Origin of the sequence: Brevibacillus reuszeri (genome assembly GCF_002897295.1) — a bacterium.
GTDB classification, from domain to species: domain Bacteria; phylum Bacillota; class Bacilli; order Brevibacillales; family Brevibacillaceae; genus Brevibacillus; species Brevibacillus reuszeri_A.
The window spans coordinates 80,977-106,584 of record NZ_BEXF01000005.1 but is presented as its reverse complement, the minus strand read 5'-3'; the positions used below and the strand labels follow the sequence as shown (position 1 = coordinate 106,584).

Genomic DNA, 25,608 nt, shown 5'->3' with positions numbered 1-25,608 from the left:
ACCTGTTGCCTTATCGAATGAAGTTTTTCAGCTTCGCAAGAAATCCTTTTAGTCCATTCGTTGAAACATCAGTCATGGTTGAACTCTCCAGATAACGGCCAACCAGATTACGAATGCTCTTTGAGGCTTGCGCTTGCGGATATGTAAGTAGAAAAGGACGTTGCTGCTTCACTGCTTTGGATACTTGAGGATCATCTGATACATATCCGAGCGAATGAAGGTCCATATTCAAAAATCGTTTGGCTACCATCGCCAGTTTATCCGCGGTCATTTTTCCCTCGCGATCTGAGGTTACCCGATTGATGACCAATCTGATAGTGATGGCCGGATTACGCGAATGCAGCAGCTTGATCACTGCATACGCATCCGTTATGGCTGGCGGCTCTGGAGTAGTCACCAGAATCACTTCATCAGAAGAGAGCATAAAGCGTATCGACTCGTTGGAAAAGCCAGCTCCAGTATCAAAAATGATCGTTTCCGCGTACCCTTGCAACGGATTCAATTGGGTGAACAACCGATCCAGCTTGTCCTCATCCAGCTGCATAATCTGCGTGAATCCTGAGCCACCAGCTATAAACTCTAGTCCCCCTGGTCCTTGCTCAATGATGTCCCATACCGTCGTATTCGGCTCCAGCAGATGGAACAAATGCTTTTTGGGTGTAATTCCCATCAGCACATCCAGATTGGCAAGACCCAAATCCACATCAAACAGGACTGTTTTGTGTCCCTGCTGGTTTAGTCCGAGACCAAAGTTGAGACTGAAGTTTGACTTTCCTACGCCGCCTTTTCCACTCGTAACAGTGATGAGCTTCGTTTTTCGGTCTTGTTTGCTTTGTTGCATACGTTCTCGAAGTCGTTCTGCCTGATCCCGCATCCTCATTCTCCCAAGACCATCGCTGCTACCATTTCAGGAGTAGCGAGAGCGATATCATCTGGAACATTTTGTCCTGTCGTCACGTAGGAGAGATCGAGGCTTGTATTTTGGCAAACATTCACTATCGAACCAAAGCTTTGTGTTTCGTCCGCCTTAGTAAAAATCACATGCTTCACTGGTACATCCCCAAAGTTGTCAATGATCGTCTTCATGTCGTTGTACTTGGTCGATAAGCTGAGCACTAAATAATTCATGCTGTTTGTCCCTTGCTCGACAAGCTCGCGAATTCCTTGTACATATTCATCATTACGAAAATTACGTCCAGCTGTATCGACAAAAATTAGGTCGCAATCACTTAATCGTTCCATCGCTTGCTTCATTTCCTTTGGTGAAAAGACAACTTCCATGGGAACGTTTAAAATGTTAGCGTATGTCTTCAATTGCTCGACAGCGGCCATCCGATACGTATCCGCTGTAATGAAGCCAATTTTTCGTTTTTCCTTTAGCATACTGTTCGCTGCAAGCTTTGCAATCGTGGTCGTTTTACCAACCCCAGTCGGTCCAAAAAAGAAGGCGTATTCTACACTCCGATCTAGTTTGGCTGATCCTTTCGATCTGGGCTTAACCAGCTCGGAGATGATCTGTCGGCATGCCGTATGTGCTTCTTCTTTGGTCCACTCCTTGCCTGCTACCTGGCTCTCCATCAATTGACGAATAATCTGGGCCGTTAGCTCTTCAGTTACTTCTTGATCAACCAATCGTTTTCGTACATCTTGAATTGCCTGCGGGAGTTGATGACTCAAATCGTTGACCAACAGCTTTTGAAACATTTGCCGCATACCTCGTACTTCGTTGGCAAGCACCTCATTTTGCCCGAGCGGTTGTGCCTCCTCTTTCAAAGGGACTACAGCAGCTGCTCGTTGCTTCGTTAACGGTAGCTCCGTTGCTACAGCCGTCTCTTCTCGTACAAGTTGATTTGCTTGTGCAATGGCAACTGGCTGTTCAAGGAGTGGCTCCTGCTCCCTCGTATTGGAATTCGGCTTATCCGCTGGCGTTCTGGGTACGGTTGGTCTGCGATAGGCTTGCTGTGCTGTATACGTACCCGTCTGTTGTCTCGAGGAAACGTCCTTTTGTCGATCGGTTGCCGTGAAGTCTATGTTCTCACGTTGGGATGCCTTTTCATCCACCGCCGCGATGACTTCGATTTGCTGTTTGCTGAACATCCCGAAAAAGCCACCGGATTTAAAAGGTTTTGAGTTTAATATGACTGCATCCATCCCTAAATCCGCTCTGATTTTTTCCATCGCTTCTGGCATCGTATCGACTATGTAACGTTTTACTCTCACGAAATGTTCACCATCCCTACGCTTTGCACTTCAACATGTGGCTCCAACTCGCTGTACGACAAAACAGGTACATCTGGCATCATCCGGTCAAGCAGCTGTCGTAAATACATCCGAATAGCCGGAGAGGAAAGAATGATAGGTTGTTGCCCTGAATTAATCATTTTTCCAACTTCTGTCGACATGATTTGGAAAATTCTCTGAGATGTTTCCGGGTCCATTGCCAGATAGCTGCCTTGCTCTGACTGCTCGACTCGTTCTGAAATGGCCTTTTCCAAGCCTGCGCCTGCCGTCAATACGCGAAGTGGCTGTCCAGGCTCGGTAAATTGCAACGTGATCTGTCTCGCCATCGCTTGTCTGACGTACTCAGTGAGTACATCCGTATCTTTTGTAAACATAGCGTGGTCTGCCAAAGCTTCGAGAATGACCTGGAGATTACGAACAGATACTTTTTCACGCAGCAATTTTTGCAATACCTTTTGGACATCGCCGATTGAGAGCAATCCAGGAATCAGCTCGTCCACCAAAACAGGCGCCGTTTCTCTTACGTTGTCTACAAGTGCTCTCGTCTCCTGACGTCCCAACAGCTCGTGTGCATGACGCTTGATGACTTCTGTCAGGTGAGTAGCGACGACAGACGGCGGGTCGACAACTGTATAACCGGAGAGTTCAGCAATCTCCTTATTCTCTTCTGTTACCCATAAAGCAGGCAATCCAAACGCAGGTTCAACTGTTTCAATCCCAACAATCGAATCGTCTTCGATGCCAGGGCTCATTGCCAAATAGTGATCGAGCATGATCTCGCCTTTTGCTACCTGATTGCCCTTAATTTTAATCATGTATTCATTTGGTCTGAGCTGAATATTGTCGCGGATCCGAATGACTGGAACAACGATACCCATCTCTAGGGCAATTTGTCTGCGGATCATGATTACCCGGTCAAGCAAATCGCCGCCTTGCTTCACATCAGCCAAAGGAATCAGCCCGTATCCGAACTCAAATTCGATTGGGTCAACTTGTAAGAGATTGACCACACTTTCTGGACTTCGGACTTCTTCAATTTGTTGTTCTTCCACTTCATTTTCAGATTTTTGAATCTCCATACGCTTCTTCCGATCAAGCTTCCATGCTGCAAAACTCATAATCCCCGCAACAGGAGCAACCGGTAACAATCCGATCGGAGTAAACAGACCAAGGAAGAACATGCAACCAGCAACGATATACAAAAGTCGTGGAACATTGAACATTTGACGGGCGATATCTTCACCCAGACCTTCGCCTGATGTAGAACGGGTCACGATAATACCTGCTGCTGTAGAAATCAACAGGGCAGGGATTTGGCTGACGAGAGCATCTCCGACCGACATAGTAGTAAAGCGCGAAGCCGACTCGGCAAAGCTAAATCCATGAATGAGCATCCCGATGATGAAGCCGCCAATAATATTGATAATGAAGATGATAATACCAGCAATAGCGTCCCCTTTTACGAATTTACTGGCACCATCCATTGCCCCGTAAAAGTCCGCTTCATTTTCGATCTTTTTCCGTCTAGCCCTCGCGTCTGCTTCTGTAATCATCCCTGCATTCAAATCAGCGTCAATACTCATTTGCTTACCGGGCATAGCATCCAAGGTAAAGCGTGCTGCTACCTCTGCCACACGTTCGGAACCTTTCGTAATAACAATGAACTGGATGATGATCAGAATCAGGAACACGACGAAACCAACTACTTGATTCCCACCTACAACAAAGCTTCCGAACGTTTCAATTACCTTCCCGCCTTCACCGTGCGACAAAATATTTCTCGTCGTCGATACATTCAGTGCCAGGCGAAAAAGTGTCGTTATGAGCAAGACCGTCGGAAAAATGGAGAATTCTAATGTTTCCTTTGTATACATGGACACAAGCAAAATGGTTAATGCAAGGGAGATGTTCAGAATCAACAGTAAATCGAGCAGCTCCGAAGGGAGTGGGATTACCATCATGACCACAATGCTTATGACGAATAGGATCGTGCCTACTTCCTTGAATCTGAATCCCACTGTTTATCCTCCTTCCTCTTATTTCACTTTCCCCTGCAGCTTGTATACGTACGCGAGAACTTCCGCGACCGCTTTAAACAACTCTTCGGGAATTTGTTGTCCGATTTCAACCTGACTATAGAGAGCCCGGGCCAAGGGCTTGTTTTCCATCGTAATGATTCGGTGCTTTTTGGCCACCTCTCTAATTTTTAATGCAAGGTAGTCTTGTCCTTTGGCCACTACTGTAGGAGCACTCATCGCACTCGAATCATAGCGGATCGCCACAGCAAAGTGCGTCGGGTTCGTAATGATTACATCCGCTTTAGGCAACTCTTGCATCATCCTGCGTATCGCCATGCTTCGCTGCCTTTCGCGAATCTTCCCTTTTATGAGCGGGTCCCCCTCAGCCTGCTTGTGCTCGTCCTTGAGGTCTTGCTTTGACATCCGCAAGTTCTTTTCATGTTCATATCGCTGGTAAGCGTAATCGAGGATTGCCAGAATAAATAGCAGCAACCCGAGATAAATTCCTAGCTTGGCAACCTCTGTTGCCGTAAAGGAAAGAACATTTCCTAGCGATTTTAAAGAAAGCTGCAAGATTTGTTCGATTTCGTTCCATAAGATGGTATAAGCAACATAAATTCCAGCGCTGATTTTCAGGATCGACTTGAGCAATTCCACAATCGAACGCATGGAGAAGATTCTTTTCGCCCCTTTTATGGGATCTAGTTTATCTAGTTTCATTTGGATTGCTTCTGTGCTGATATGCCAGCCTACTTGCATGTAATTGACTCCAAATGCTACCAGGTAAGACAGGGCAAGTACAGGTCCCACAATTTTTACCGCTTCAAAAGCAATTTGAGTGACGATCAGTTTCAAATTCTCTTCATTTACCTGCCAGCTCGTATAGGTAATCAAAGATTCTCTCATCATACTTTCGAATGTACCTAGCATTGTTGATCCGAGCATCATTAGTAAAAAGAAGAATGCTGTCAAGGCAATGCTTGCGGACAAATCCTGACTTTTCGCAACTTGTCCTTTTTTGCGAGCGTCTTGCTTTTTCTTCGGCGTCGCTTTCTCCGTCTTTTCACCGTTGAAGAATTGAAGGTCGATCGGATAGGCAAACCTTATTTGCTTCATGGTGAGCCTCCGAGTGCTTTGATCATTTCGGCAAATGCCCGGAACATTTTTTCAAACAATCCATTTAATGTAAGTAAAAACGCAGGCATTACGACAATCAGCAGTGAAAAGCTGGCGAGTAATTTTAGTGGCAATCCGACAACAAAGATATTAAATTGAGGGACGGATTTGGCGATAATACCTAGAGAGAGGTCTACCAGAAATAACGCCACCACAATGGGTGCTGCCATCATAAACGCACTCAGGAACATGTTCATAAACACTTTTACCGCAAGCATCATGACATTCTCACTGCCAATAGCAGCCCACATTTTATCGACCGGAATCACTTGATAGCTGCTCATAATCCCGCGAATGAGCATGTGATGTCCGTTAATGCTGAAAAAATAAAGAACAGCCAGCATGCTTTTAAAGTTACCCGTAACCGGAATGTAAGCACCTGTTTTTGGATCGACTACGTTTGCCATGGCTAGTCCCATTTGCATATCCATCATTCCGCCTGCTACTTGAACGGCGATAAACATCATTTCGCATATGTATCCAAGAATGAGACCTACAAGCGCTTCCTTAATCACGTAAACGACAAAGGTCAAATCCATGGGAATCTGGGATTGAACAGGCAGATATTGAAAACTGATCAGTGCCATTAAAAAAGCGAGCGCAATTTTAAACTGATTTGGCACGCCTTTAATGGAGAAAAAAGGCGCAGATACAACAAAAGCACTCATTCTAACAAACGTCAGCAAAAATATAGGCAGGTACATCAAAAAAAGATCCATACGCTACCCAACGAAACGATGGAGATTCCCGAATATATCCATCGTAAAATCAAGCATGACTCGCAGCATCCAAGGCCCCACTGCCAGGATCGTAATAAAAACAGCTACAATCTTTGGGATAAAGGCAAGTGTCTGCTCCTGAATTTGAGTCGTTGCTTGGAATACACTTACAAGCAATCCAACCAGTAAGGCGATCCCGAGAGCAGGTGCCGCAACGATCAAGATCGTGTAAACAGCATTTTGGGCAATCTGCATCAGTAATTCTTGTGTCATGCTCTATACCTCCTAGGCCCCTTCGGATAATCGCTAAAAACTGGTTAGTAGTGATTTCACTACGAGATACCAACCGTCCACCATGATGAACAACAAAATTTTAAATGGCAAGGAAATCATCACAGGTGGCAACATCATCATCCCCATCCCCATTAAAATACTAGAGACGATCATATCAATCACAAGAAATGGGATAAAAATCATAAAGCCGATTTGAAAGGCTGTTTTTAATTCACTAATCGCATATGCCGGTATTAATGCATTCAGCGGAATATCTTGAATCGTCTTCGGTCTTTCTGCTTTCGTAAACTCAAGAAACAGCGCCAAATCTTTTTCCCGAGTCTGTTTCGCCATAAACTCCTTAAACGGGATGACCGCCGCATTAAATGCTTGTTCTTGTGTCATTTGCCCCTTCATAAAAGGCTGCACTGCCGTTTCATTCACTTTACCAATCGTGGGAGCCATAATAAAAAACGTCATGAATAAAGCAAGTGCGATAATGACCTGGTTAGGAGGCATCTGCTGCGTTGCCAATGCATTTCGAACAAATGACAACACAATGACGATTCTTGTAAAGCTGGTCATCAAGAGCAAAATGGCTGGAGCAACAGACAGTACTGTTAAGATCAGCAGAATTTGAATCGCCGAGGATGTTTCCTGAGGTGTTCCATTCCCGCCGCCTATTTTCAAATCAATGCTCGGAACGAGTGGTGTTCCCACAGGAGCTGCCAGCACCATGTTTGGTACGGCTAACAGCACGATAGCAAGCACGAGCACCTGCAAAACATATTTCATTTTCGGTCCCCTCTGTCCTGAGCTTCCTCTTTGGTCCAAGCGTCCATTTGAACTTGCCCTTTATTCACATCTTTCCATTGTCCCTTTAGCAGCTCTTGAAAGGTTTGTCCATCCACATCAGAAGAGAATAACAGCTCTTCATCAGCCTGCTTTTTCTTTCCAAAAGGCAACCAGCTGAAGGTGAACGGGTTTTTCAACGGCTTTATCTCTGCATCGGACAGGATCAGATCGACTTCATCTCCTGGTTCAATCTGCCTAAGCAGTTGAACGTTGTCACCGACACCAATGACGTACAAAGACTCTCCGATCATCACAACCTGCAAAGTCTTTCCATTCCCAAGTGCAGCGGCGCTAATAATTTTAATTGGCCCATGACTTTGAGCAGTTTGTCGCTTACCAAGAAATCGTAGTAATAGATAGATGAGCAGAACGATAAAACCGAGTGAGAAAATAACCTGAACGAAATAGCCAATCATACTTCCTGTTCCGCTGCCCGGAATGGCCGCCGGCTGTTCGCCGCCGGCAGGCGCATTGCTTTTTGGTACATTCCCTTGATTGTACGAATCTGCCACAGTGCCTTCTGCGAGGGTCGCACCTGGGAAAACAAGCAGCAACAGGAGTAGACTCAAGACCCAGATGATCCCTGTTCCTGCATTCCGGATCTTCATCATTAGCTCAAGGTCTTCTTGATCGCTTCCAAAACGCGATCGGCCTGGAATGGCTTCACGATGAAATCTTTTGCGCCTGCCTGAATCGCATCAATAACCATTGCTTGTTGTCCCATCGCAGAGCACATAATAACTCGCGCGTTAGGGTCCATCTTTTTAATTTCTTTCAGTGCAGAGATGCCGTCCATTTCTGGCATCGTGATATCCATCGTTACCAGATCAGGGCCCAATTCCTTGTATTTTTCAACAGCTTGGGCACCATCGCTTGCTTCCCCTACGACACTGTAACCGTTTTTCGACAGGATCTCCTTGATCATCATACGCATGAATGCTGCATCATCTACGATTAATACTTTGTTAGACATGAATAGCTCCTCCCCAATGCATGAGTGTTGATTGGTTTATTGTAATTTTTGAACACGATCGATCTGACTGATGATATCTGTAACACGTACACCGAAATTCTCATCGATAACGACAACTTCCCCTTTGGCAATCAACTTGTTGTTCACCAAAATGTCTACGTGCTCACCAGCCAGCTTGTCCAACTGTATGATAGAGCCAGCAGACAAGTCAAGGATATCTCTGATTAACTTCTTGGTGCGTCCTAGTTCGACTGTCACTTGGAGTGGAATGTCGAGAAGTAGGTTAAGATTTTGTTCGTCTCCAGTGTACATCGGAGCCCCGCCAAGTGGAGCAAATTGTGCCGGCTGTACATTTGCTTGGTTCGCAACTGGACTGCCATAATGCTGGGGCGCCGGTGGTGCCATTGGTGGCTGTTGTTGATATGCTGGCGGGTACGGTGCATAACCAGGCGGCATCGCATGCTGTGCATAATAATCCGGATACATCGGTTGTGGCGGATACCCCATCGGTGGCGGTGCGTAACCGACCTGTGGCTGCTGTTGATACATTTGCTGCGGTGCAGCAGGTGCTTCAATAGGAGGTGCCACTGGCGGCGCCATTTGAGGCGTCTGTACAGGCTCTGGTTGCGCCGTTTGAGCAGGTGGTGCCGAATGAGTGATTGCAGGTATAGCTGGCATTTCCACGGCTTCCACAGCGGCTGCTGCTTCGTCCTCAGAACCCCCAACCAGTCTATCAATCATTTTCTTCGCAAAAGAAAGAGGGAGCAGCTGCATAATGTTTGAATCAATCAGTTCTCCATGTTCTCCTACCTTCAATCGGAAGGATACTTTTACGAGTGGGCTATCATCGTCAGAAAAGCTGTCTCCACCCTTGCCTTGTGCGAGGTCCATCACATCAATGCCTGGCGGAGTAATGTTGATAAATTGATTGAAGATCGTGGACATGGACGTAGCTGCCGAGCCCATCATTTGATTCATAGCTTCTTGAACAGCACTAATATGTAGCTCGGACATCTCGGTACTCTCCGGTCGTCCGTCGCCACCCATCATCAAATCAGCAATAACGGCAGCGTCTTCCATTCGGATTACGAGCAGATTGATACCCTTGAATCCGTCTGTGTACTCTACATGAACTGCCACGTGAGGAATTGGAAATTCGCTTTCCAACTCGTTTACATTTACAACAGTTACAGTAGGCGTTGTAATGTCTACCTTTTGGCTCAACAGGGTTGATAACGCAGTAGCTGCACTACCGAATGAAATGTTCCCAATTTCTCCGAGGGCATCTTGTTCAAACGGGGATAGATATTCGGCGACATCCTGATTTTCTACCGAATCAGCTTCCTCTTCATCCTCAACCAAGTTGTTTGCGCGAAGCAGCGCGTCAATCTCGTCTTGAGAAAGCATGTCTCTACTCATTTTGTTCCTCCCCCTCCTCTATGACTTCATCAATCTGAACAGCAACGCGCCCTTTAAGCGTTCCTGGCTGACCCAAGAATTTCAAGTGGTTACCCACTTTAATTTTCAGCTTGTTATCGATTGCTTGATCAAGCTGAATCACATCGCCTTTTTGCAGCTGCAAAAAATCTCCTACCGAAATCGTTGCTGTTCCCATTTCAGCGATAATCGGCAGGTTTGCCGTCTTAACTCGTTCTTCTACACGCAGGCGCTCGTCTTCATCACGCGTTTTTTTCTGCTTGGAGAACCAATACTGTCCTGACAGTTTTGTCATGATTGGCTCCATCACGACGTGAGGTAGGCAAAGGTTAATCATCCCGGTTGTATCGCCAATCTTCGTACTGAACGAGATTACGACCACAATTTCGTTCGGAGAAACAATCTGCATAAATTGCGGATTCATCTCCAGGCCTTCTTGATATGGATCCAACTCAATAATTTGCTTCCATGCCTCGTGGAATGTATCCAGCGCTTTGCCGAATACACGCTCCATCACCGTTGTTTCAATTTCCGTAAGTGCGCCCATTTTTTCCGGGAGAGCACCCTGTCCACCAAGAAGCCGATCGAGCATGGTGTAGGCGATGTTTGGGTTCACTTCCAAGACCATACGACCTTCTAATGGAGGGGCTTCAAAGATGTTTAGGATCGTCATCTTGGGAATGGAGCGAATAAACTCGTCATACGGTAATTGATCGACGGAGGCAACCGTAATTTGCACGAAGGTACGGAGCTGAGCGGAAAAATACGTCGTCAACAACCGTGCGTAGTTTTCATGAATGCGTGTCAATCCACGGATCTGGTCTTTGGAGAACCGAAGAGCACGCTTAAAATCGTACACTTTGACTTTACGCTCAGTCTCTTCCTTTTTCAGCTCGTTGGCATCCATCTCACCTGAAGAGAGGGCAGCCAACAACGCATCAATCTCACTTTGTGAGAGAACCTCGGCCATATGTCGTCACCTCCTTGCTATGTATCCACTCATCGCTTCCTTACGACAAGACTCGCTTTGTAGTTACCACTTGAACGATCTTACCTTCTTGCATGAGGGAGCTGATTTCATTCATGATCTTCGCTTCCAGCTTGTTGACGCCTTCTGTCCCTTTGATATCTTCTGGTGTCAACCCAGCAAGTGTTTTAATAATCACTTGATTGACCTGCGGCAAACGCTGCTCAAGCTCCTCTTTTGCAGAAGAATTCTCGGCGGTAATGTTAAAACGAACAATCATGTAATTATTCGTGAGCAGGTTGGTCGTAATCTCACCAGTGTCAACGGAGTACTCTTTCATTTCCTTGGCAGTCAACGGTTTCATCTGCTTTTCTTCTGTAGAAGCTGTCTGCGCCCCCGGAGCAAGATAAGTCTGCCAGAGCACAAACGAAATCACACCTAAAAGCGAAATTGCAATAATGATGATTAGAGCCATGTTAAACAAACGATTTTGAAACATCGCACTGCCTCCCGCTATTCATTTGAATCGTCCGGCATTTTGGGTGTTACGGTTGCCGGATGAGCGTTTTGGTAAAAAGCCTGTACACGCTCAGCGATCGATTCTGCCGAATCTTTGACGATGTACTTTCTGTCGTTGAACAAAGTAATAACGCAATCGGGAGTAGCCTCTACCGTCTCAATATGAGTGATATTCAGATAAAACGTGGCGCCGTTAAATCGGGTCAATTTGATCATCGGCTGCTCCTTTCTGGATGAATGGGGGGAAGGACTTTTATGCTTCCCCCGCATTTACCCTTTACCTATTTATCGCTTCAGGTTTACCAGTTCTTCCAGAACAGAGTCGGATGTAGTGATGATACGGGAATTCGCTTGGAATCCACGCTGTGCCACGATCATCTCAGTAAACTCTTCGGAAAGGTCTACGTTAGACATCTCGAGTTGACCAGCGATGATGCTGACATTCGCTTCACCCGGTGCTACTGGAGTTGCTGCATCCTCATCTCTAGGTCCAGCGTTCACAGTGTTTTCATACAAGGAGTTTCCGATTTTTTTCAAACCGCCTGGATTGTTAAAGGTCATGACACCTACTGTATTGTCTGACGCAAGTTCCCCAGCTTCATCTACCGTTGTGATTACACCATCTTTGCCAATCGAGTAGGAAACGGCTGTTGCTTGGTCGATCGTAATTACTGCACCGTCGGAGTTCAGCAGCTTCAACCCTTGTGAGTTAACAAGGTTACCTACAGAATCACGTGTGAAATTTCCTGCGCGCGTGTAGTAAATGGTTTCTCCATCGTCAGGTGAAACCATGAAGAAAGCATCGCCTTCAATGGATAAATCTGTTGGCAGGTTTGTAGTCATCGGGCTACCAGCCGAGAATACTGTGTCAACGGCAGCAATAGATGAGCCTAGACCAATTTGCAGCGGGTTTGTACCGCCCTTGCCACCGTCTGTAGGAGCGCCAGCCCCCTGAACGTTTTGGCTCAAAATATCTTGAAACATGACGCGACCTTTTTTGAAACCAACCGTATTCACGTTTGCGATGTTGTTTCCAATCACATCAAGCTTTGTTTGGAAACCACGCATACCTGAAATACCCGAGTACATGGAACGAAGCATTTTTTGTTTCCTCCTCTTCTATGTCACACGCAAGGGTTACCTCTGTCGGTCGGTAACCACCTGGGCTTCCTCAACGAGGTCCAGCCCTTCATTTATGGCGCTATACGATTATGGCGCTATCAATATTCGTAAATACATTGTCTTTCAAGCTACCATCGTCTACGGCGGTAATAATTTTCCGATTCACGATGCTCACGACGTAAGCCACATTATCCATCAGGATGAGAGACTCTTGTGCTCCCTTTGCCGCTGCTTTTTGTACGGCGGATTCTAACCGTTCCAGCTGTGGGGCCTCTAGCGAAATCCCCCTCTGTTGCAGACGATTGACTGCATGTTGGCTAAAGCTCAGAGGCGATGTTTTCGCAGTTTGGCCAAGCGATTCAGTCAAAAATTGTTGAAACGGTTTACCGCTAGCTGGAGCAGTCTGTGCTGTAGCTCTAGTAACGTGATTCGTTTTCGGAGGAAAATAGGGCTGCGCCACACGAAAATGGTTCATGGTGCTTCCTCCTTTATTCCATTCCTAAACGATATCGTTAATGCCGCTAGTCGTTTCTCGGAGACGATTCCATAAGTCTTCCGTAGATTCGGTATTGTCTACCAATGCATCAAGAGCAAATTCTTGTTCCGATTGCTTCTGTTGTTCTTGCTCTTTTCCTTGCTGTCTTGCCTGCTCTCGTTGCTGCTGGAAGCTGAAAGCCGTTTCCTGCTGCTGGTTCACTTCTAAGCGATCGACTTGCAAGCCTTGTTGAGTCAGTGCAGCTCGAAGCTGCGGCAACTGGTTGTCCAGCATGTCTTTGGCGGCTTGAGTTTCAGCATGGAACTGGGCGGTAATCACGCCGTTGTGAGACTTGATCGTAACGTCGACTTGACCAAGCGATTGCGGGTTGAGTACCAGCTTCGCTTCATGGACGCCATTTACATGCTTGATGTTCATCTTGTTCACAAAAAGCTGTGTCACCTGTTCAGGCAATTGATTTGCATGAACCTGATGTGTTTGTACGCCTGGCTGTTGGAACGTCTGGCTCGGTTGCGATTGACTCGTTGTTGTCACTACAGGTGCATTTGTAAACGTTAAGCCTTCGTCACCAGGCTTATCCTGATTGAGTAAGCCTGCTTGCAAAGTTGGCTGGACTGTTTGAGCCTGAATTCCTGCCTCTTGTTTATAAGCGGCGAGTCCGGCATTCACACGCATTGGCTGAATGGCTTTAAAAGCATCCTGCTGTGTTGTGTTTGTCCCAGCCATGACCTCGGAACGAAGATGTACTGCACTTGCACTTGTACTTGGCTTCCCAGTTTCCCCATTCGCTTTTTGATTTTTCAGTGCTTCAAGCAGAGCTGCCAGTTTTTCCAGTTTTGCTGAGGCAGGCTCCTCTTGAGGAAGCTTCGCAAGCAGTTGTTTCCACTCTTCACTGAGCTTATCGACATTCCCTTGTGTCTTACCCAAAAATTGCTCAATAGCTGCTGTCTTTTCCTCAATTTGGGGCATGAGCTCTTCTGGGACACGTTGACCAGATGAAAGCAGCTGAGATAGCAGCGCCATCATTTCTTCCAGTGCTTTTAGTTCTTCTTCGCTAAAGCCTTCAGGTGCTACACCAAGTTCATCTGTTGCTGACATGTTTTGAAAGGCCGACAGCATTTGCAGAGAAAAAAGCTCACCCAATCCCGTACCTTCCTTGGATGCAGGCACGCCCTGAGCCATTGTTGCACTGGTAGAAGCTCCAACTACGTTGTTTGCAATCATTTCGTTCACCTCCTTGTTTTTTATTGTTGCTATGTAAAACGATAGAAGAGCAGTATTTACTGTCTTTTATCGAAGCAACTCTTCAGTGATGCGTGCCGCCAGGTTGTCGCTATTCTTCTTGTCTGCTTTGGCAATCGCAGCGAGAGTTTGAGCCCGTTTATCCTCGGGCATTTCAGTCATGAGCTTTAATGCCTTCGCCTTGTTTGTCTCCATAAGTGAACGGATGAGTGCAGCTGAATCATCAGGGGACATCGCAGCAAAAGACTTTGCTAAAGAATTGCTGATATCGCCTGCCGGAAGCTGATCCTGCCCATTTCGCTGTTCGCTTAAAGCTTCCGTCAATACTTTTACGCGATCTTGCAGGGCAGCGATGTCATCATCTTTAGCTACAACAGAATCTTTTAGTAAGATGGAAATGTCAGCAGCGGTTTTCGGATCCATTTTGGCTAGGATGTCAGCTCTTTGAGCAGGCTTCATCTTGCTCATAACTGTCACTGATTCTGTCAATTTGAGATTCTCAATGATCGCAGCGGCGTTTTTGGCTGACATCGTTGTATAAACCTTTGCCAAGTCCGCATATTGCTGCTGACGCTCAGCCTCTGTTGTCCGCTTTTCTTCCATCATCTTACCGAGATCTTCTATCTGCTTCTCAAGCGCCTGAATCGTAGAGTCCTTTTTGGCGGATTCAGTTTGCAGTGTTGCCAAAGCCTGTTGATTCTTCGCTTGATCGTTCTGCAGGCCCTTTACCTGTTTCTCAAGCTCAGGTTTTTCATCCTTTTCGGGAGCCGTCACATAATCGTCCGGGACCAATTTTTCCACGTACGGTATGGAGTTAGCCCAGGTTAGAACATTGCCGAGCACATTGATCCCCAGTAAGCTCAGAAGCACGCCACCAAGGATACAAGCGAATAGCGCGGGAATGACAATCATGTAAAAAAACCATTCCCACCTGCCGTACTCCCGTTCTTCTTGGATTTCTTCCATCGTGTACCTCCCTCAGTTGCTTCGACGAAGATAGAGCTGAGTGCCAATCTCGTCCAACTCTTTTTGCTCTCTCAGTTTTTCTGCGTCTAGAAATTGATGGAGAGATCGTTCACGCAGTCGATTCCATAATTGAGACTCTTTCATTCGTTCCGTCAGGTGAGTTTGGCAGCGCTCAACGTCTTGCTCACATCCGTGCAGTGTTCTTCGCTGGTTTTTGATAGATCTGGCGACAGATTGTTGATACTGAGTAATTGAAATGAGCTCTGCAGCGCTGCATGTCTGCTCTTGGACCTCCTGCAATAGATTGGTCATTTGGTCATGCTGCTCATTCAATTGGTACAGCTTCCACTCTTCTTCATTTTTTCGTTGAATGGATTTGCCGAATGCCCACTCTGCCTGCTCTTTTTCTTTTTCCTTCAGATCCAAAACCTTTTGAAGATGAAACTGAAACACCTTCACACTAGTTCACTCCTCCGAAATGGGTCGTCAACGCTTTTATAGCACTTTGCAACGTAGAGGGCTCGTGCGTCCCTTGTGCCGTAAATTCACGTATAACATCCCGATAACGAATTGCCGCGTCAATTTCTCGGTTAGTACCTTGCTTATACGCCCCAATATTAATGAGATCTTCTGCTTCACGGAAAGTGGCCAAATGTCTTTTAAGCTGTCTCGCTGCTTCTCCATGTGCATCACTTACGATCTCGCTCATTACCCTACTGACACTCGCCATCACATCAATTGCTGGAAAATGTCCTTTTTGGGCGATTTTTCGGTCGAGTACAATATGTCCGTCCAATATCCCCCGTACCGCGTCTGCGATGGGATCATTCATGTCATCAGAGTCTACCAACACGGTGTAAAAGGCTGTAATGCTGCCGCGGTCTGCGGTCCCTGCTCTTTCCATCAGCTTTGGAAGAAGCGCGAATACAGAAGGCGTATAGCCTCTTGTGGCAGGTGGCTCACCAATAGCCAGGCCAACTTCACGCTGTGCCATCGCAAAACGAGTGACGGAATCCATCATGAGCATGACATTCAATCCTCGGTCCCGGAAGTACTCTGCAATGGAAGTGGCAATCAACGCACCCTTAATACGAATCATCGCAGGTTGGTCCGATGTAGCTACAACGACAACCGACCTCTTTAGTCCTTCTTCCCCCAGATCACGCTCAATAAACTCCATAACCTCACGCCCACGCTCACCGATCAGCCCGATGACATTGATATCAGCTGTCGTATTGCGGGCAATCATTCCCATCAGCGTACTCTTTCCTACACCAGACCCCGCAAAAATACCGACACGTTGTCCTTTTCCAATCGTTAAAAGTCCATCGATAGCCCGAACTCCGACACTCAGCGCCTCTTTAATGCGAGGGCGAAGAATAGGATTCGGCGGAAGATTGTTTGTTGGATAAGAAGATAATCCAAATGGGAGAGTGCCTTGATACGGACGTCCCAATCCATCTAAGATCGAGCCGAGAATCTCCGGTCCCACTTTCACCTCAAGTGATTGACCAGTTGCCACGACATCACATCCTGGTCCGATGGATGTCAGCTCGCCAAGTGGCATCAAGAGCACTTTGTTTTCACGAAATCCAACCACTTCAGCAATGATCGGCTCTTTGCTATTCGTAGGATACAGATGGCAAATCTCGCCGAGCTTTACCTCCGGGCCTTGTGATTCAATGGTAAGTCCTACTACCTGTGTTACTTTTCCGTTTACACGCATCGGGTCCAAGCCATGCAGCACCTGTTTGTACTTTGAAAGATCGAGGATGCTCATGTCGTCTCACTTCCTCGCGCAATTTCCAGCAGCGCCTGCTTAATTTCGCTTAGTTGCGTATCCACACGTGCATCTACACTACCCAACTGGGTACGAATGACACACCCGCCATCTTGAACGGTGTGATCCGGATAAATCGACAGCTCAGCTTGTCCATCGAGCAATTCAAGTAGCTGGAAGCGATGCTCTTGGATGTAATCAAAGTAATTATGATTGACACACACCGTAATTTGACCGTGAACACGGGAACGGCTCAGCACTTTTTTGGACATTTGGAGGACCTGCTCTGGTGATTGCTTCAGCTCTCCACCAATTACCTTTCTAGCTACCTCTATACTTAGATCAACTAAAAACGGCTCTGCCTCGGCAATGATTTGCTGCTTTTCTTTGTAGGCTTCTTCCAATAGCGCTCTAGCCTTGGTAATGGCCTCTACTTTTTCTTCATAAGCATGTCGCTTGCCATCTTCATATCCAGCCTCGTAGCCTTCACGTGCAGCTTCTTCCTGTATTTGTTGAAAAAGAGAAGCTGCTTCCACACGCTTTTGTTCCCACCACTGATTGATTTCTTCTTGTACTTGTTCCCTTAACAACTCAGCCTGCTCTGTCGCCTGCTGCAAGATCTTTTGAGCGGTTTCTTCCGCGTCTTCTATGATTGTTTTTGCTTCTATTTCCGCTTGATTAATAATTTGTATATTTTCTTGCAACCTTTCGGAACTTTCTTCCGTCTTTAATGGTACAGGCGTCACCGAGAGGAGCACAGTGTCCTCTACAGGCCGATAATTGGCCATCTTGATGATCCTAGACAATGATATCATCTCCTCCACCGCGAGCGATGATGATCTCACCAGCCTCCTCTAAGCGACGGATAATGGCAACGATACGTGATTGTGCTTCTTCTACATCGCGCAAACGGACGGGTCCCATAAACTCCATTTCTTCTTTGAATGTATCTGCCATCCGTTTGGACATGTTCCGGAAAATAACTTCCCGCACTTCCTCGCTGGATACTTTGAGCGAGAGCTGCAGATCTGCATTCTCCACATCGCGGATAACGCGTTGGATGGAGCGGTTGTCCAAAGTAGCGATATCTTCGAAAACAAACATGCGTTTCTTGATTTCTTCTGCCAGCTCGGGGTCTTGAATCTCAAGAGAATCCAAGATCGTACGCTCGGTACCGCGATCCACACCGTTGAGTACAGCCACGATCGCTTCGATGCCACCAGCTTGCGTGTAATCCTGTGTAACTGTAGCAGAGAGCTTTTGTTCAAGAACTTGCTCAACCTGCGCAATAACCTCTGGAGACGTACTGTCCATCATGGCGATGCGCTTGGCTACCTCTGCCTGACTCTCCTGAGGAAGAGCTGACAAGATCATAGCTGCTTGCTGCGCTTCCAGATAGGACAATACAAGCGCAATCGTTTGTGGATGTTCGTTTTGGATAAAGTTCAGAATTTGACCGGGATCAGCTTTCCTAGCAAAGTCAAATGGCCTCACCTGCAGGTTGGCTGTCAGTCGGTTAATAATATCCATGGCTTTGGTTTCACCCAATGCCTTTTGCAAAATATCTTTTGCGTAAGTAATACCACCTTGCGCGATGACTTCTTTTGCTACCGCGATCTGATGAAACTCTGCAAGAATTTTATCTTTTTCATCCGTATCGACTTTACGAACATTGGCAATTTCCAATGTTAGTTGCTCGATTTCATCTTCACGCAAGTGTTTGAACACCTGGGCAGAGATTTCCGGCCCGAGTGAGATAAGAAGAATTGCAGCTTTTTGACGTCCTGTCAACTCTTTAGCGCCGCGAGCCATACCTTTCACTCCTTAATCTTCTGCTAGCCATGTACGAAGCAGAACTACAAATTCATCTGGCTTGCTTCGCGCCAATTTTTCAAGCTGCTTCCTGACCATAACCTGATCGCCATCCTCCTGATAAATCAAATCGGGAACATCCAGCGATTGGGATGGAGTTAGCAAATCTTGAACTTCTTCATTTTCTTGCTGCTGTTTGGCTTGGCTACGTCTGCGAACCAAAAGGAATGCAACTGCTGCAAGCGCCAATGCTGCAATACCACCAACAGTCCAAAGTACAGCAGGGCTAAGAGAATTACTTTCTTCTAAAGCCACTTTTCCAGAGAACTCGCGCGGGAAGACAGAAATATGTTTATCCAGCTCGTCTTGGGACAAATCAATCGCTTGATTACTCAAGGTAACACGTACCACATTTCGGAGTACTTGTTTGATGCTGTCGATAGTAGCTGGATCTAACTGAGCGCCAGCTGGTGGTTCAACACCTACGTTAATCGTCAAGTCTTCGATCTCATATGGACTCTTCACGACATTTCGTGTAATTCGATTTACTTCTCGGTTAATCGTGTCATTTAATTCTTCATATTGACTGTTGTTGCCGTTTGGAGTATTTGCTTGGTACTGGGGAGATGCATTATCACCCGTACCGGTAATTCCACCAGGCGGTACACCCTGTCCCGAAAATGCTTTAGATAATTTTTGCGATGAAATGATAAGACCTTCGTTATTTTCTTTATCAGGTGCCTCTACGAGATTTTCCACACGGTTTTCTTTATCAAAATTCATTTTAACAAAAGTATGAACAATGACTTTGTCCCGTCCCATGATGGTTCCCAGAAGATTGTACAAATTCTGCTGTATTTTCTTTTCTACTTCAGCTTTGATATCTTCTTGTTGTTTAAAGCTGCTCAAAGAACCTTCACTTTCATTCCCATCCGTGCGATCCAGCGAATTGGAGTACTGGTCCGTAATCGCAATTGCTTCCATCGGCAGCTTCGGAACACTTCGTGATACTAGCAAGTAAAGGGAATTGATCTGTTTCTGATCAAGTGTTGTTCCAGGTTCTACATCAACGATGACAGAAGCGGTAGCTGTATCAGGTGTTTCTGTTACCCACAAGCTTTCTTGTGGCAGAGTGATCATGACCTGTGCACTTCGCACCCCTTTAACCCGCTCCAGCATTTTGCGCAATTCCTGCTGCAATGCTTCTTTTTTCATCACATCGAATTGGCGATCCGTAACTCCAAGTGTGTTTGAAAAGATTTCTGAGTTGATTCCTGCCTGACTTGGAATTCCTTTGGCAGCCAGATCCACAATAACATCTTGGGCTACTTTTTCCGGTACTTCAATGCTAGTTCCATTTCCCGTAATTCGATAAGGAGTTTGAGAGCCTTCCAGCTCTTTCTTAATTGCCCCAATCTCTTGCTCACTCAGTTGTTGATTATATAGCGGCTTGTATACCGGTTGAGAAGCTATGTATATGTATAAGCCAAGTGAGATGAGGAGAAATAGAGAAATTCCAACAATCATCCATCTTTGTTTTTTAGATAACTGGTTCCATTTTGACGTAAGCTGTTCTCTGAATAATGCCAGACGCTCGTTCATGATTCACCTCTCACAGGATACCAACAACAAATCATACAGACATACGCATAATTTCTTGATAAGACTCGATCATCTTGTTACGCACTTGCAGGGTCATTTGAAGCATGATCGATGATTTTTGTCCAGCTGCTGTTACTTGATGGATGTCTTCAATCTCCTTGGATGCAAATTTGTCGCTGAGAATGGCGGACTCAATTTGCGCTTGATTCACTTCGGTGATTGCATCAGACAAAAAGGAGGAAAATTCCTTTGTTACTTCGGCTGGGGTTTGCAGCTTGTTCACGCTAGGCGTACGAATAGCGCTTACTTGAGAAAGAGCGTTAATATCCATTTGTTAAAGATCACCCGCTTTATCTTATTTCTAAAGCTTTCATCATCATCGATTTCGAAGCGTTAAACGCAGTGATATTCGCTTCATAAGCTCTTGATGCTGCAATGAGATCTACAAATTCCTTCATCGGATCCACATTTGGCATCAGTACGTATCCGTCCGCATCTGCATCCGGATGAGATGGATCATACATTCGTTTAAACGGTGTATTATCCTCACGAATACCTGTTACCCGAACCCCAAGCTCACCACCGTTGTTGTTAAAAACATTTCCGACAGCCATCTGCAGCATATTGTCGAAAGAGCTGCTCGATCTAGGAGCCATCTCAAGCATTTTCCGTTTGTACGGCTGCCATGCGCCATTTACATAAGTAGCTCTCGTAACCTCTTGGTTCGCAATATTGGCAGAAATCGTGTCCAGCATCAATCGATTAGCAGTCAGTGCAGAAGTGCTTGCGTTCATTCCTTGAAACAAACTCATCCTTATTTACCTCCGCCCTCAATTACGCTTCGTAGCTTTTGGAAGGATCCTGCGGTCAGTTGTGTCAAACCACTATACCAAATTTGGTTTTTTGCTAGCTCCGCGCTTTCTGCTTCCATGTCTACGTTGTTTCCGTTGTTTTGTACATAAGCTGTTGGATTGGATACGAGTTGCGGCACTGCAAAGCCCCCACTATTTTTGAAGGGAATATGCCGCTCATTCGTTCTGTAGGCTTCCAAGTTTTTCTTGCCAATAACCCCATTCAGTTCATCTTGCAAGTACTCCTCGAAGTTGACTTGTTGACTCTTGAAATAAGGGGTATTTATATTGGCAAGATTGTTTGTGATCGCTCTGTGCCGCATAGAGGCTGCGTCCATCGATCGTTCTAGGACCTGAAGATGATAGCTATCCAGCATGTTCCTAATCCCCCTATATTTGTCGTCAAAGCTTCCTCAAATCTACCTAAAATTCCTGTATTTTCGACATTTAAGATACGCTTCAATCATAGCAAAACTGTAATAGTGAAAAAAGCCCCTTTTCATGAAGATTTTCAAAATGATTCAATCGCACTAAATCACTTATTTGCCCTGATTTTTTACTGCATTTTACAATTATACGACTGATATTGCCATATTTTTGCATGTAGACTTTGACGAATTTATGGATGAAAATTTGCTAAGTTGTGTCGGGTTTTGTTGATTTTAGGCATTTGTACCCACGAAAAAAGGCGCAGCAACATAAGTTGCTACGCCTTTTGTTTAACCTCGTGTAACTTTAGTCTACGTTGGATTAAGAGGTTTTCAGCTTCTCCAGCTCAGGTAACAGCTTCTCATTCAACACTTTAATAAATGTACCTTTCATTCCAAGGGAACGAGACTCGATTACACCTGCACTCTCCAGTTTACGCAGAGCATTGACAATCACCGAACGGGTAATACCGACACGGTCTGCGATTTTCGAGGCAACGAGGAGTCCTTCTTTTCCTTCCAGCTCTTCAAAAATATGCTCAACCGCTTCCAACTCGCTATAGGAAAGAGAACCAATCGCCATTTGGACGACAGCCTTGCTGCGTGCTTCTTCTTCAATTGCCTCAGAGCGTTCACGCAAGATTTCCATTCCTACTACGGTTGCCCCTACTTCAGCCAAGATCAAATCGTCATCTACGAATTGATCGTTGATTCTTCCCAAAATGAGTGTACCAAGTCGGTCACCGCCACCGATGATCGGTACCAATGTTGTCCAACCCGAACGGAATACTTCTTTCATTTCCTCAGGGAAAATGGTGTATGGGCTATCTACATCCAGGTTTGCAGATGTTTCTTCTACTTTCAAGAGGCCCATGCTGTATTCTTCAGGGAAACGGCGCTCTTCCAGCATTTTGCGGATACGCGCGTTGTCCATCTCTTGGTGGATAGCAAAGCCAAGTAGTTTACCTTTGCGGCTTACAACAAAGGTATTCGCTTCAATTACATCACTCAATACTTGCGCCATTTCATTGAAATTAACGGCATGACCTGCAGATTTTTGCAGCATGCGGTTAATTCTTCTTGTTTTCGACAGTAGATCCATCTTAAATTTCCTCCCAATGTCTGTGTGATTCCTACCCAATGTTCGTTACAAAATATACTGACTTAAGTCTTTGTTTCCTACGATGTTGCCTAGTTTTTGTTTCACATAATCCGGCGTGATCTGCACAACCTCCAGGTGAATGTCCGGGGCTTCAAAGGAAAGATCCTCTAGCAGCTTTTCCAATATGGTGTGCAAACGTCTGGCACCGATATTATCCGTGCTTTGATTCACTTCAGCAGCCAAGCGAGCAAGCTCTTGAATGGCGTCTGGTGTGAATTCAACCTGCACGCCTTCCGTTTCCAAAAGGGCAACATACTGCTTCAGAAGCGCGTTTTTAGGCTCAGTTAAAATCCGGACAAAATCCGGGGCGCTAAGGCTGGTCAGCTCTACTCTGATGGGAAAACGTCCCTGCAGCTCCGGTATGAGATCGGATGGCTTTGCCATGTGGAATGCTCCTGCCGCTATGAACAATACGTAATCTGTCTTGACTGGTCCGTATTTGGTCATAATGGTTGAGCCTTCGACGATCGGCAAAATATCACGCTGAACTCCTTCACGGGATACATCGGGACCTCGACCATCTTTTCCGGCGATCTTATCGATCTCGTCGATAAAAATAATCCCGTGATTCTCAGCCCTGCGAATCGATTCCTGCGTTACTTCATCCATATCCACCAGTTTTTGCGCTTCTTGTTGAATTAATACCTTTCGCGCATCTTTAATTCGCAATTTTCGCTTCTTGGTTCGTTTTGGCATCAGGCTGCCGAGCATATCTTGCATTTGCATCCCCATTTGTTCTGTACCCGGAACCTGGAACATGTCAAACATCGTTGGGGACTGATCTTCTACATCTATCTCAATGATTTGCTCTTCCAATTGACCATTTGCCAGCTGCCAAGCCACCTGTCTACGCCCTTGCTCTACCGAAGCCTCTTCTGGATCATTTGCTGGCTGTTGCGACTGCTGCTGCCCTCCGAAGAACATCTCCAGTGGATTTTTAAAAGAGCTCTGCTGTTTACGTGAAGGAACCAAAACCTCTACGATCGCTTCATTCGCAAGCTTCTCGGCTTTTTCCTTGACTGATTCCATTTTTTCTTGCTTAACAGTCCGAATGGAGGCTTCCACCAAATCGCGAACCATGGACTCAACATCTCGTCCTACATAACCAACTTCTGTGAACTTGGTTGCTTCTACCTTAATAAATGGAGCTCCGGTAAGCTTGGCAATCCGCCGAGCAATCTCCGTCTTCCCAACACCAGTTGGTCCAATCATCAAGATATTTTTCGGTACGACTTCGTCAATTATTTGTTCTGGCAAACGGCTTCGACGGTAGCGATTTCGAAGCGCCACAGCGATGGCTTTCTTGGCTTGTGCCTGCCCGACGATGTATTTATCCAAATGCTCTACGATCTTACGCGGGGTTAATTGCTCAAAATTCAGCACAGAAAGTCCTCCCTTTTGCTCAATTCAACTCATCCACAACAAGATTGTTATTCGTGAATACGCAAATCTCAGCAGCAGTACGCAGTGATGCTTCCGCAATTTCTCTTGCGCTAAGGTGGGGTGCATACGTCTTTAATGCTCTTCCAGCAGCAAGTGCAAAGCTGCCTCCAGATCCGATTGCCAATATCCCATCATCTGGTTCGATGATTTCACCATTACCCGATATGAGCAGTAAATGATCCTTGTTCAGTACAATCATCATTGCTTCCAAGCGACGCAAAATTTTGTCCATACGCCACTCCTTGGCCAGCTCGACGGCAGCTCGCTGCAGATTTCCATGGTACTCCTCCAGCTTACCTTCGAACTTTTCAAAAAGGGTGATCGCGTCTGCTACTGATCCAGCAAAACCTGCCAGAACCTCTCCGCGATAGAGACGTCTTACTTTTTTGGCTCCGTGCTTCATCACCATGCTGTTGCCAAAGGTTACCTGACCATCTCCAGCCATCGCTACAGATCCATTATGCTGTATAGCAAAGATTGTTGTTGCGTGAAACTGTTCCATCACTGATTCCTCCCGTTTATGGCCGTTTGGCGGAACCGGTATCGCGCGAATTTGCACGCGGATGTGCGGTATCATATACATGGCGTAAGCGCTCTTTGGTCACGTGCGTATACACTTGAGTTGTAGAGACATTCACATGCCCCAGCAGCTCCTGAACAACACGCAGATCAGCTCCACCGTTTAACATATGGGTTGCAAATGTATGCCGAAACGTATGAGGCGATACACGCAAATGCAGAGCGTACGTATCAACGTATTTGTCTACAATCCGGCGAACACTGCGGTCGGAAAGTGGCTCTCCACGGTAATTGACCAGCAGATTGCCGTGGTCTTCTTTTCCTGCCAGCAGCTTTTCTCTTCCATACTCTAGGTATTGCCGAAGAATCTCACAAGCATAACTCCCAACTGGCACATACCTTTCTTTTGCTCCTTTTCCATATACAAGAGCCACCCCCACGTCCGGGTTAACCGCGCCCACAGAAAGTGTGACAAGCTCCATGACGCGTATGCCACTTGCGTACAGTAGTTCAAAAATCAGCCGATCTCGAATTCCTAGTGGAGTGGAAGTGTCTGGCAGATCAAAAAACGCCTGAACCTCTTGTGGATACAGAAAGGAAGGAAGTTTCTTCTCCATTTTCGGAGTGGAGACGAGTTGGAATGGATTTTGTTCCAGCTTACCTTCACGCAATAAAAAACGATACAAGCTTCTCAAGCTGGAGAGCTTGCGTGCGATACTTCGCCGAGAAAGCCCCCTACCCACTAATTGCGCAAGGAAGGAGCGACCATGCAAATAAGAAACAGCAGCAAATACGGTGATTTGGTGCTGTTCCATAAAGGAGACAAATTCGCTGATATCTGCCACATACTGCTTTACCGTATGAGGAGAGGCGTTTTTTTCGACTCGCAAATAACGGGTAAACATCGCAAGATCCGCAGAATTCTGTTGCGAAATGTCCATACGGGATGCACCCTCCTCGAAGCACCTATATAGTAACACAGTCGAAATTCGGATATCAACGTTTAT

At 46.0% G+C, this 25,608-nt stretch carries 29 protein-coding genes; all 29 read right to left on the bottom strand.

All coding sequences use genetic code 11. The features are described 5' to 3' along the window. Positions 1 to 10: 10 nt before the first annotated feature. The 29 genes from C3B52_RS10135 to xerC all read right to left on the bottom strand — a co-directional run bounded on the left by C3B52_RS10135 (position 11) and on the right by xerC (position 25,542). Complete coding sequence (locus tag C3B52_RS10135; RefSeq protein WP_103105963.1) at positions 11 to 874, bottom strand: MinD/ParA family protein; 864 nt, start codon at positions 872 to 874, stop codon at positions 11 to 13. Between the two features lie 2 nt (positions 875 to 876). Further along, positions 877 to 2,220, bottom strand: coding sequence for a flagellar biosynthesis protein FlhF (gene flhF, locus C3B52_RS10130; RefSeq protein ID WP_103105962.1), 1,344 nt, complete (start codon positions 2,218 to 2,220; stop codon positions 877 to 879). Next, a complete protein-coding gene (gene flhA, locus C3B52_RS10125) occupies positions 2,217 to 4,259 on the bottom strand; it encodes a flagellar biosynthesis protein FlhA (protein WP_103105961.1) in 2,043 nt (680 codons plus the stop codon). The genes flhF and flhA overlap by 4 nt, the downstream gene beginning before the upstream one ends. An 18-nt stretch (positions 4,260 to 4,277) precedes the next feature. Beyond that, a complete protein-coding gene (gene flhB / locus C3B52_RS10120; protein WP_103105960.1) occupies positions 4,278 to 5,375 on the bottom strand; it encodes a flagellar biosynthesis protein FlhB in 1,098 nt (365 codons plus the stop codon). Beyond that, a complete protein-coding gene (gene fliR, locus C3B52_RS10115; RefSeq protein ID WP_103105959.1) occupies positions 5,372 to 6,154 on the bottom strand; it encodes a flagellar biosynthetic protein FliR in 783 nt (260 codons plus the stop codon). The genes flhB and fliR overlap by 4 nt, the downstream gene beginning before the upstream one ends. Before the next feature lie 3 nt (positions 6,155 to 6,157). Further along, positions 6,158 to 6,427 (bottom strand): flagellar biosynthesis protein FliQ, encoded by a 270-nt coding sequence (gene fliQ, locus C3B52_RS10110; RefSeq protein WP_103105958.1) that lies wholly within the window; start codon positions 6,425 to 6,427, stop codon positions 6,158 to 6,160. 33 nt (positions 6,428 to 6,460) lie between these two features. Further along, on the bottom strand, positions 6,461 to 7,222 hold the full coding sequence (fliP, locus tag C3B52_RS10105; RefSeq protein ID WP_103105957.1) for a flagellar type III secretion system pore protein FliP: 762 nt from the start codon (positions 7,220 to 7,222) through the stop codon (positions 6,461 to 6,463). Further along, positions 7,219 to 7,890 carry a flagellar biosynthetic protein FliO gene (locus tag C3B52_RS10100; protein WP_235615658.1) on the bottom strand — a complete coding sequence of 224 codons (672 nt, stop codon included), beginning with the start codon at positions 7,888 to 7,890 and terminating at the stop codon, positions 7,219 to 7,221. Before C3B52_RS10100 ends, fliP begins: the two co-directional genes overlap by 4 nt. A 2-nt stretch (positions 7,891 to 7,892) precedes the next feature. Further along, positions 7,893 to 8,255 (bottom strand): response regulator, encoded by a 363-nt coding sequence (locus C3B52_RS10095; protein ID WP_103105955.1) that lies wholly within the window; start codon positions 8,253 to 8,255, stop codon positions 7,893 to 7,895. Between the two features lie 36 nt (positions 8,256 to 8,291). After that, a complete protein-coding gene (gene fliY / locus C3B52_RS10090) occupies positions 8,292 to 9,674 on the bottom strand; it encodes a flagellar motor switch phosphatase FliY (RefSeq protein WP_103105954.1) in 1,383 nt (460 codons plus the stop codon). Further along, positions 9,667 to 10,662: a flagellar motor switch protein FliM gene (fliM, locus tag C3B52_RS10085; RefSeq protein ID WP_103105953.1), complete on the bottom strand. Its 996-nt coding sequence runs from the start codon at positions 10,660 to 10,662 to the stop codon at positions 9,667 to 9,669. The genes fliY and fliM overlap by 8 nt, the downstream gene beginning before the upstream one ends. A 40-nt stretch (positions 10,663 to 10,702) precedes the next feature. Beyond that, positions 10,703 to 11,158, bottom strand: coding sequence for a flagellar basal body-associated FliL family protein (locus tag C3B52_RS10080; protein WP_103105952.1), 456 nt, complete (start codon positions 11,156 to 11,158; stop codon positions 10,703 to 10,705). 14 nt (positions 11,159 to 11,172) lie between these two features. Next, entirely contained in the window at positions 11,173 to 11,394 is a 222-nt protein-coding gene (locus tag C3B52_RS10075) for a flagellar FlbD family protein (protein WP_049738778.1), read from the bottom strand. 69 nt (positions 11,395 to 11,463) lie between these two features. Further along, positions 11,464 to 12,279: a flagellar basal body rod protein FlgG gene (flgG, locus tag C3B52_RS10070; RefSeq protein ID WP_103105951.1), complete on the bottom strand. Its 816-nt coding sequence runs from the start codon at positions 12,277 to 12,279 to the stop codon at positions 11,464 to 11,466. 100 nt (positions 12,280 to 12,379) lie between these two features. Further along, the gene (locus C3B52_RS10065) at positions 12,380 to 12,775 is read right to left on the bottom strand and encodes a TIGR02530 family flagellar biosynthesis protein (protein WP_103105950.1); all 396 of its coding nucleotides are present in this window, start codon (positions 12,773 to 12,775) and stop codon (positions 12,380 to 12,382) included. 24 nt (positions 12,776 to 12,799) lie between these two features. Continuing rightward, positions 12,800 to 14,020, bottom strand: coding sequence for a flagellar hook-length control protein FliK (locus C3B52_RS10060; RefSeq protein ID WP_103105949.1), 1,221 nt, complete (start codon positions 14,018 to 14,020; stop codon positions 12,800 to 12,802). 66 nt (positions 14,021 to 14,086) lie between these two features. Then, positions 14,087 to 15,004 carry a MotE family protein gene (locus C3B52_RS10055; protein ID WP_103105948.1) on the bottom strand — a complete coding sequence of 306 codons (918 nt, stop codon included), beginning with the start codon at positions 15,002 to 15,004 and terminating at the stop codon, positions 14,087 to 14,089. 12 nt (positions 15,005 to 15,016) lie between these two features. Continuing rightward, complete coding sequence (gene fliJ / locus C3B52_RS10050) at positions 15,017 to 15,463, bottom strand: flagellar export protein FliJ (RefSeq protein ID WP_103105947.1); 447 nt, start codon at positions 15,461 to 15,463, stop codon at positions 15,017 to 15,019. Position 15,464: 1 nt separating this feature from the next. Continuing rightward, positions 15,465 to 16,784: a flagellar protein export ATPase FliI gene (gene fliI, locus C3B52_RS10045; protein ID WP_103105946.1), complete on the bottom strand. Its 1,320-nt coding sequence runs from the start codon at positions 16,782 to 16,784 to the stop codon at positions 15,465 to 15,467. Then, a complete protein-coding gene (gene fliH, locus C3B52_RS10040) occupies positions 16,781 to 17,599 on the bottom strand; it encodes a flagellar assembly protein FliH (protein ID WP_103105945.1) in 819 nt (272 codons plus the stop codon). The genes fliI and fliH overlap by 4 nt, the downstream gene beginning before the upstream one ends. Next, complete coding sequence (fliG, locus tag C3B52_RS10035; protein WP_103105944.1) at positions 17,583 to 18,596, bottom strand: flagellar motor switch protein FliG; 1,014 nt, start codon at positions 18,594 to 18,596, stop codon at positions 17,583 to 17,585. Before fliG ends, fliH begins: the two co-directional genes overlap by 17 nt. 12 nt (positions 18,597 to 18,608) lie before the next feature. After that, positions 18,609 to 20,198, bottom strand: coding sequence for a flagellar basal-body MS-ring/collar protein FliF (fliF, locus tag C3B52_RS10030; protein WP_103105943.1), 1,590 nt, complete (start codon positions 20,196 to 20,198; stop codon positions 18,609 to 18,611). 31 nt (positions 20,199 to 20,229) lie between these two features. After that, positions 20,230 to 20,529, bottom strand: a complete 300-nt coding sequence (fliE, locus tag C3B52_RS10025) for a flagellar hook-basal body complex protein FliE (protein WP_103105942.1) — start codon at positions 20,527 to 20,529, stop codon at positions 20,230 to 20,232. A gap of 19 nt (positions 20,530 to 20,548) precedes the next feature. After that, positions 20,549 to 21,010, bottom strand: a complete 462-nt coding sequence (flgC, locus tag C3B52_RS10020; protein ID WP_103105941.1) for a flagellar basal body rod protein FlgC — start codon at positions 21,008 to 21,010, stop codon at positions 20,549 to 20,551. 2 nt (positions 21,011 to 21,012) lie between these two features. Further along, a complete protein-coding gene (gene flgB / locus C3B52_RS10015; RefSeq protein ID WP_103105940.1) occupies positions 21,013 to 21,426 on the bottom strand; it encodes a flagellar basal body rod protein FlgB in 414 nt (137 codons plus the stop codon). A gap of 373 nt (positions 21,427 to 21,799) precedes the next feature. Then, positions 21,800 to 22,579, bottom strand: coding sequence for a GTP-sensing pleiotropic transcriptional regulator CodY (codY, locus tag C3B52_RS10010; protein WP_103105939.1), 780 nt, complete (start codon positions 22,577 to 22,579; stop codon positions 21,800 to 21,802). Between the two features lie 45 nt (positions 22,580 to 22,624). Beyond that, complete coding sequence (gene hslU, locus C3B52_RS10005; protein WP_103105938.1) at positions 22,625 to 24,022, bottom strand: ATP-dependent protease ATPase subunit HslU; 1,398 nt, start codon at positions 24,020 to 24,022, stop codon at positions 22,625 to 22,627. A 19-nt stretch (positions 24,023 to 24,041) separates the two neighbouring features. Next, positions 24,042 to 24,584, bottom strand: coding sequence for an ATP-dependent protease subunit HslV (gene hslV / locus C3B52_RS10000; protein WP_049738763.1), 543 nt, complete (start codon positions 24,582 to 24,584; stop codon positions 24,042 to 24,044). A 16-nt stretch (positions 24,585 to 24,600) separates the two neighbouring features. Next, positions 24,601 to 25,542 carry a tyrosine recombinase XerC gene (gene xerC, locus C3B52_RS09995; RefSeq protein ID WP_103105937.1) on the bottom strand — a complete coding sequence of 314 codons (942 nt, stop codon included), beginning with the start codon at positions 25,540 to 25,542 and terminating at the stop codon, positions 24,601 to 24,603. Positions 25,543 to 25,608: the final 66 nt, after the last annotated feature.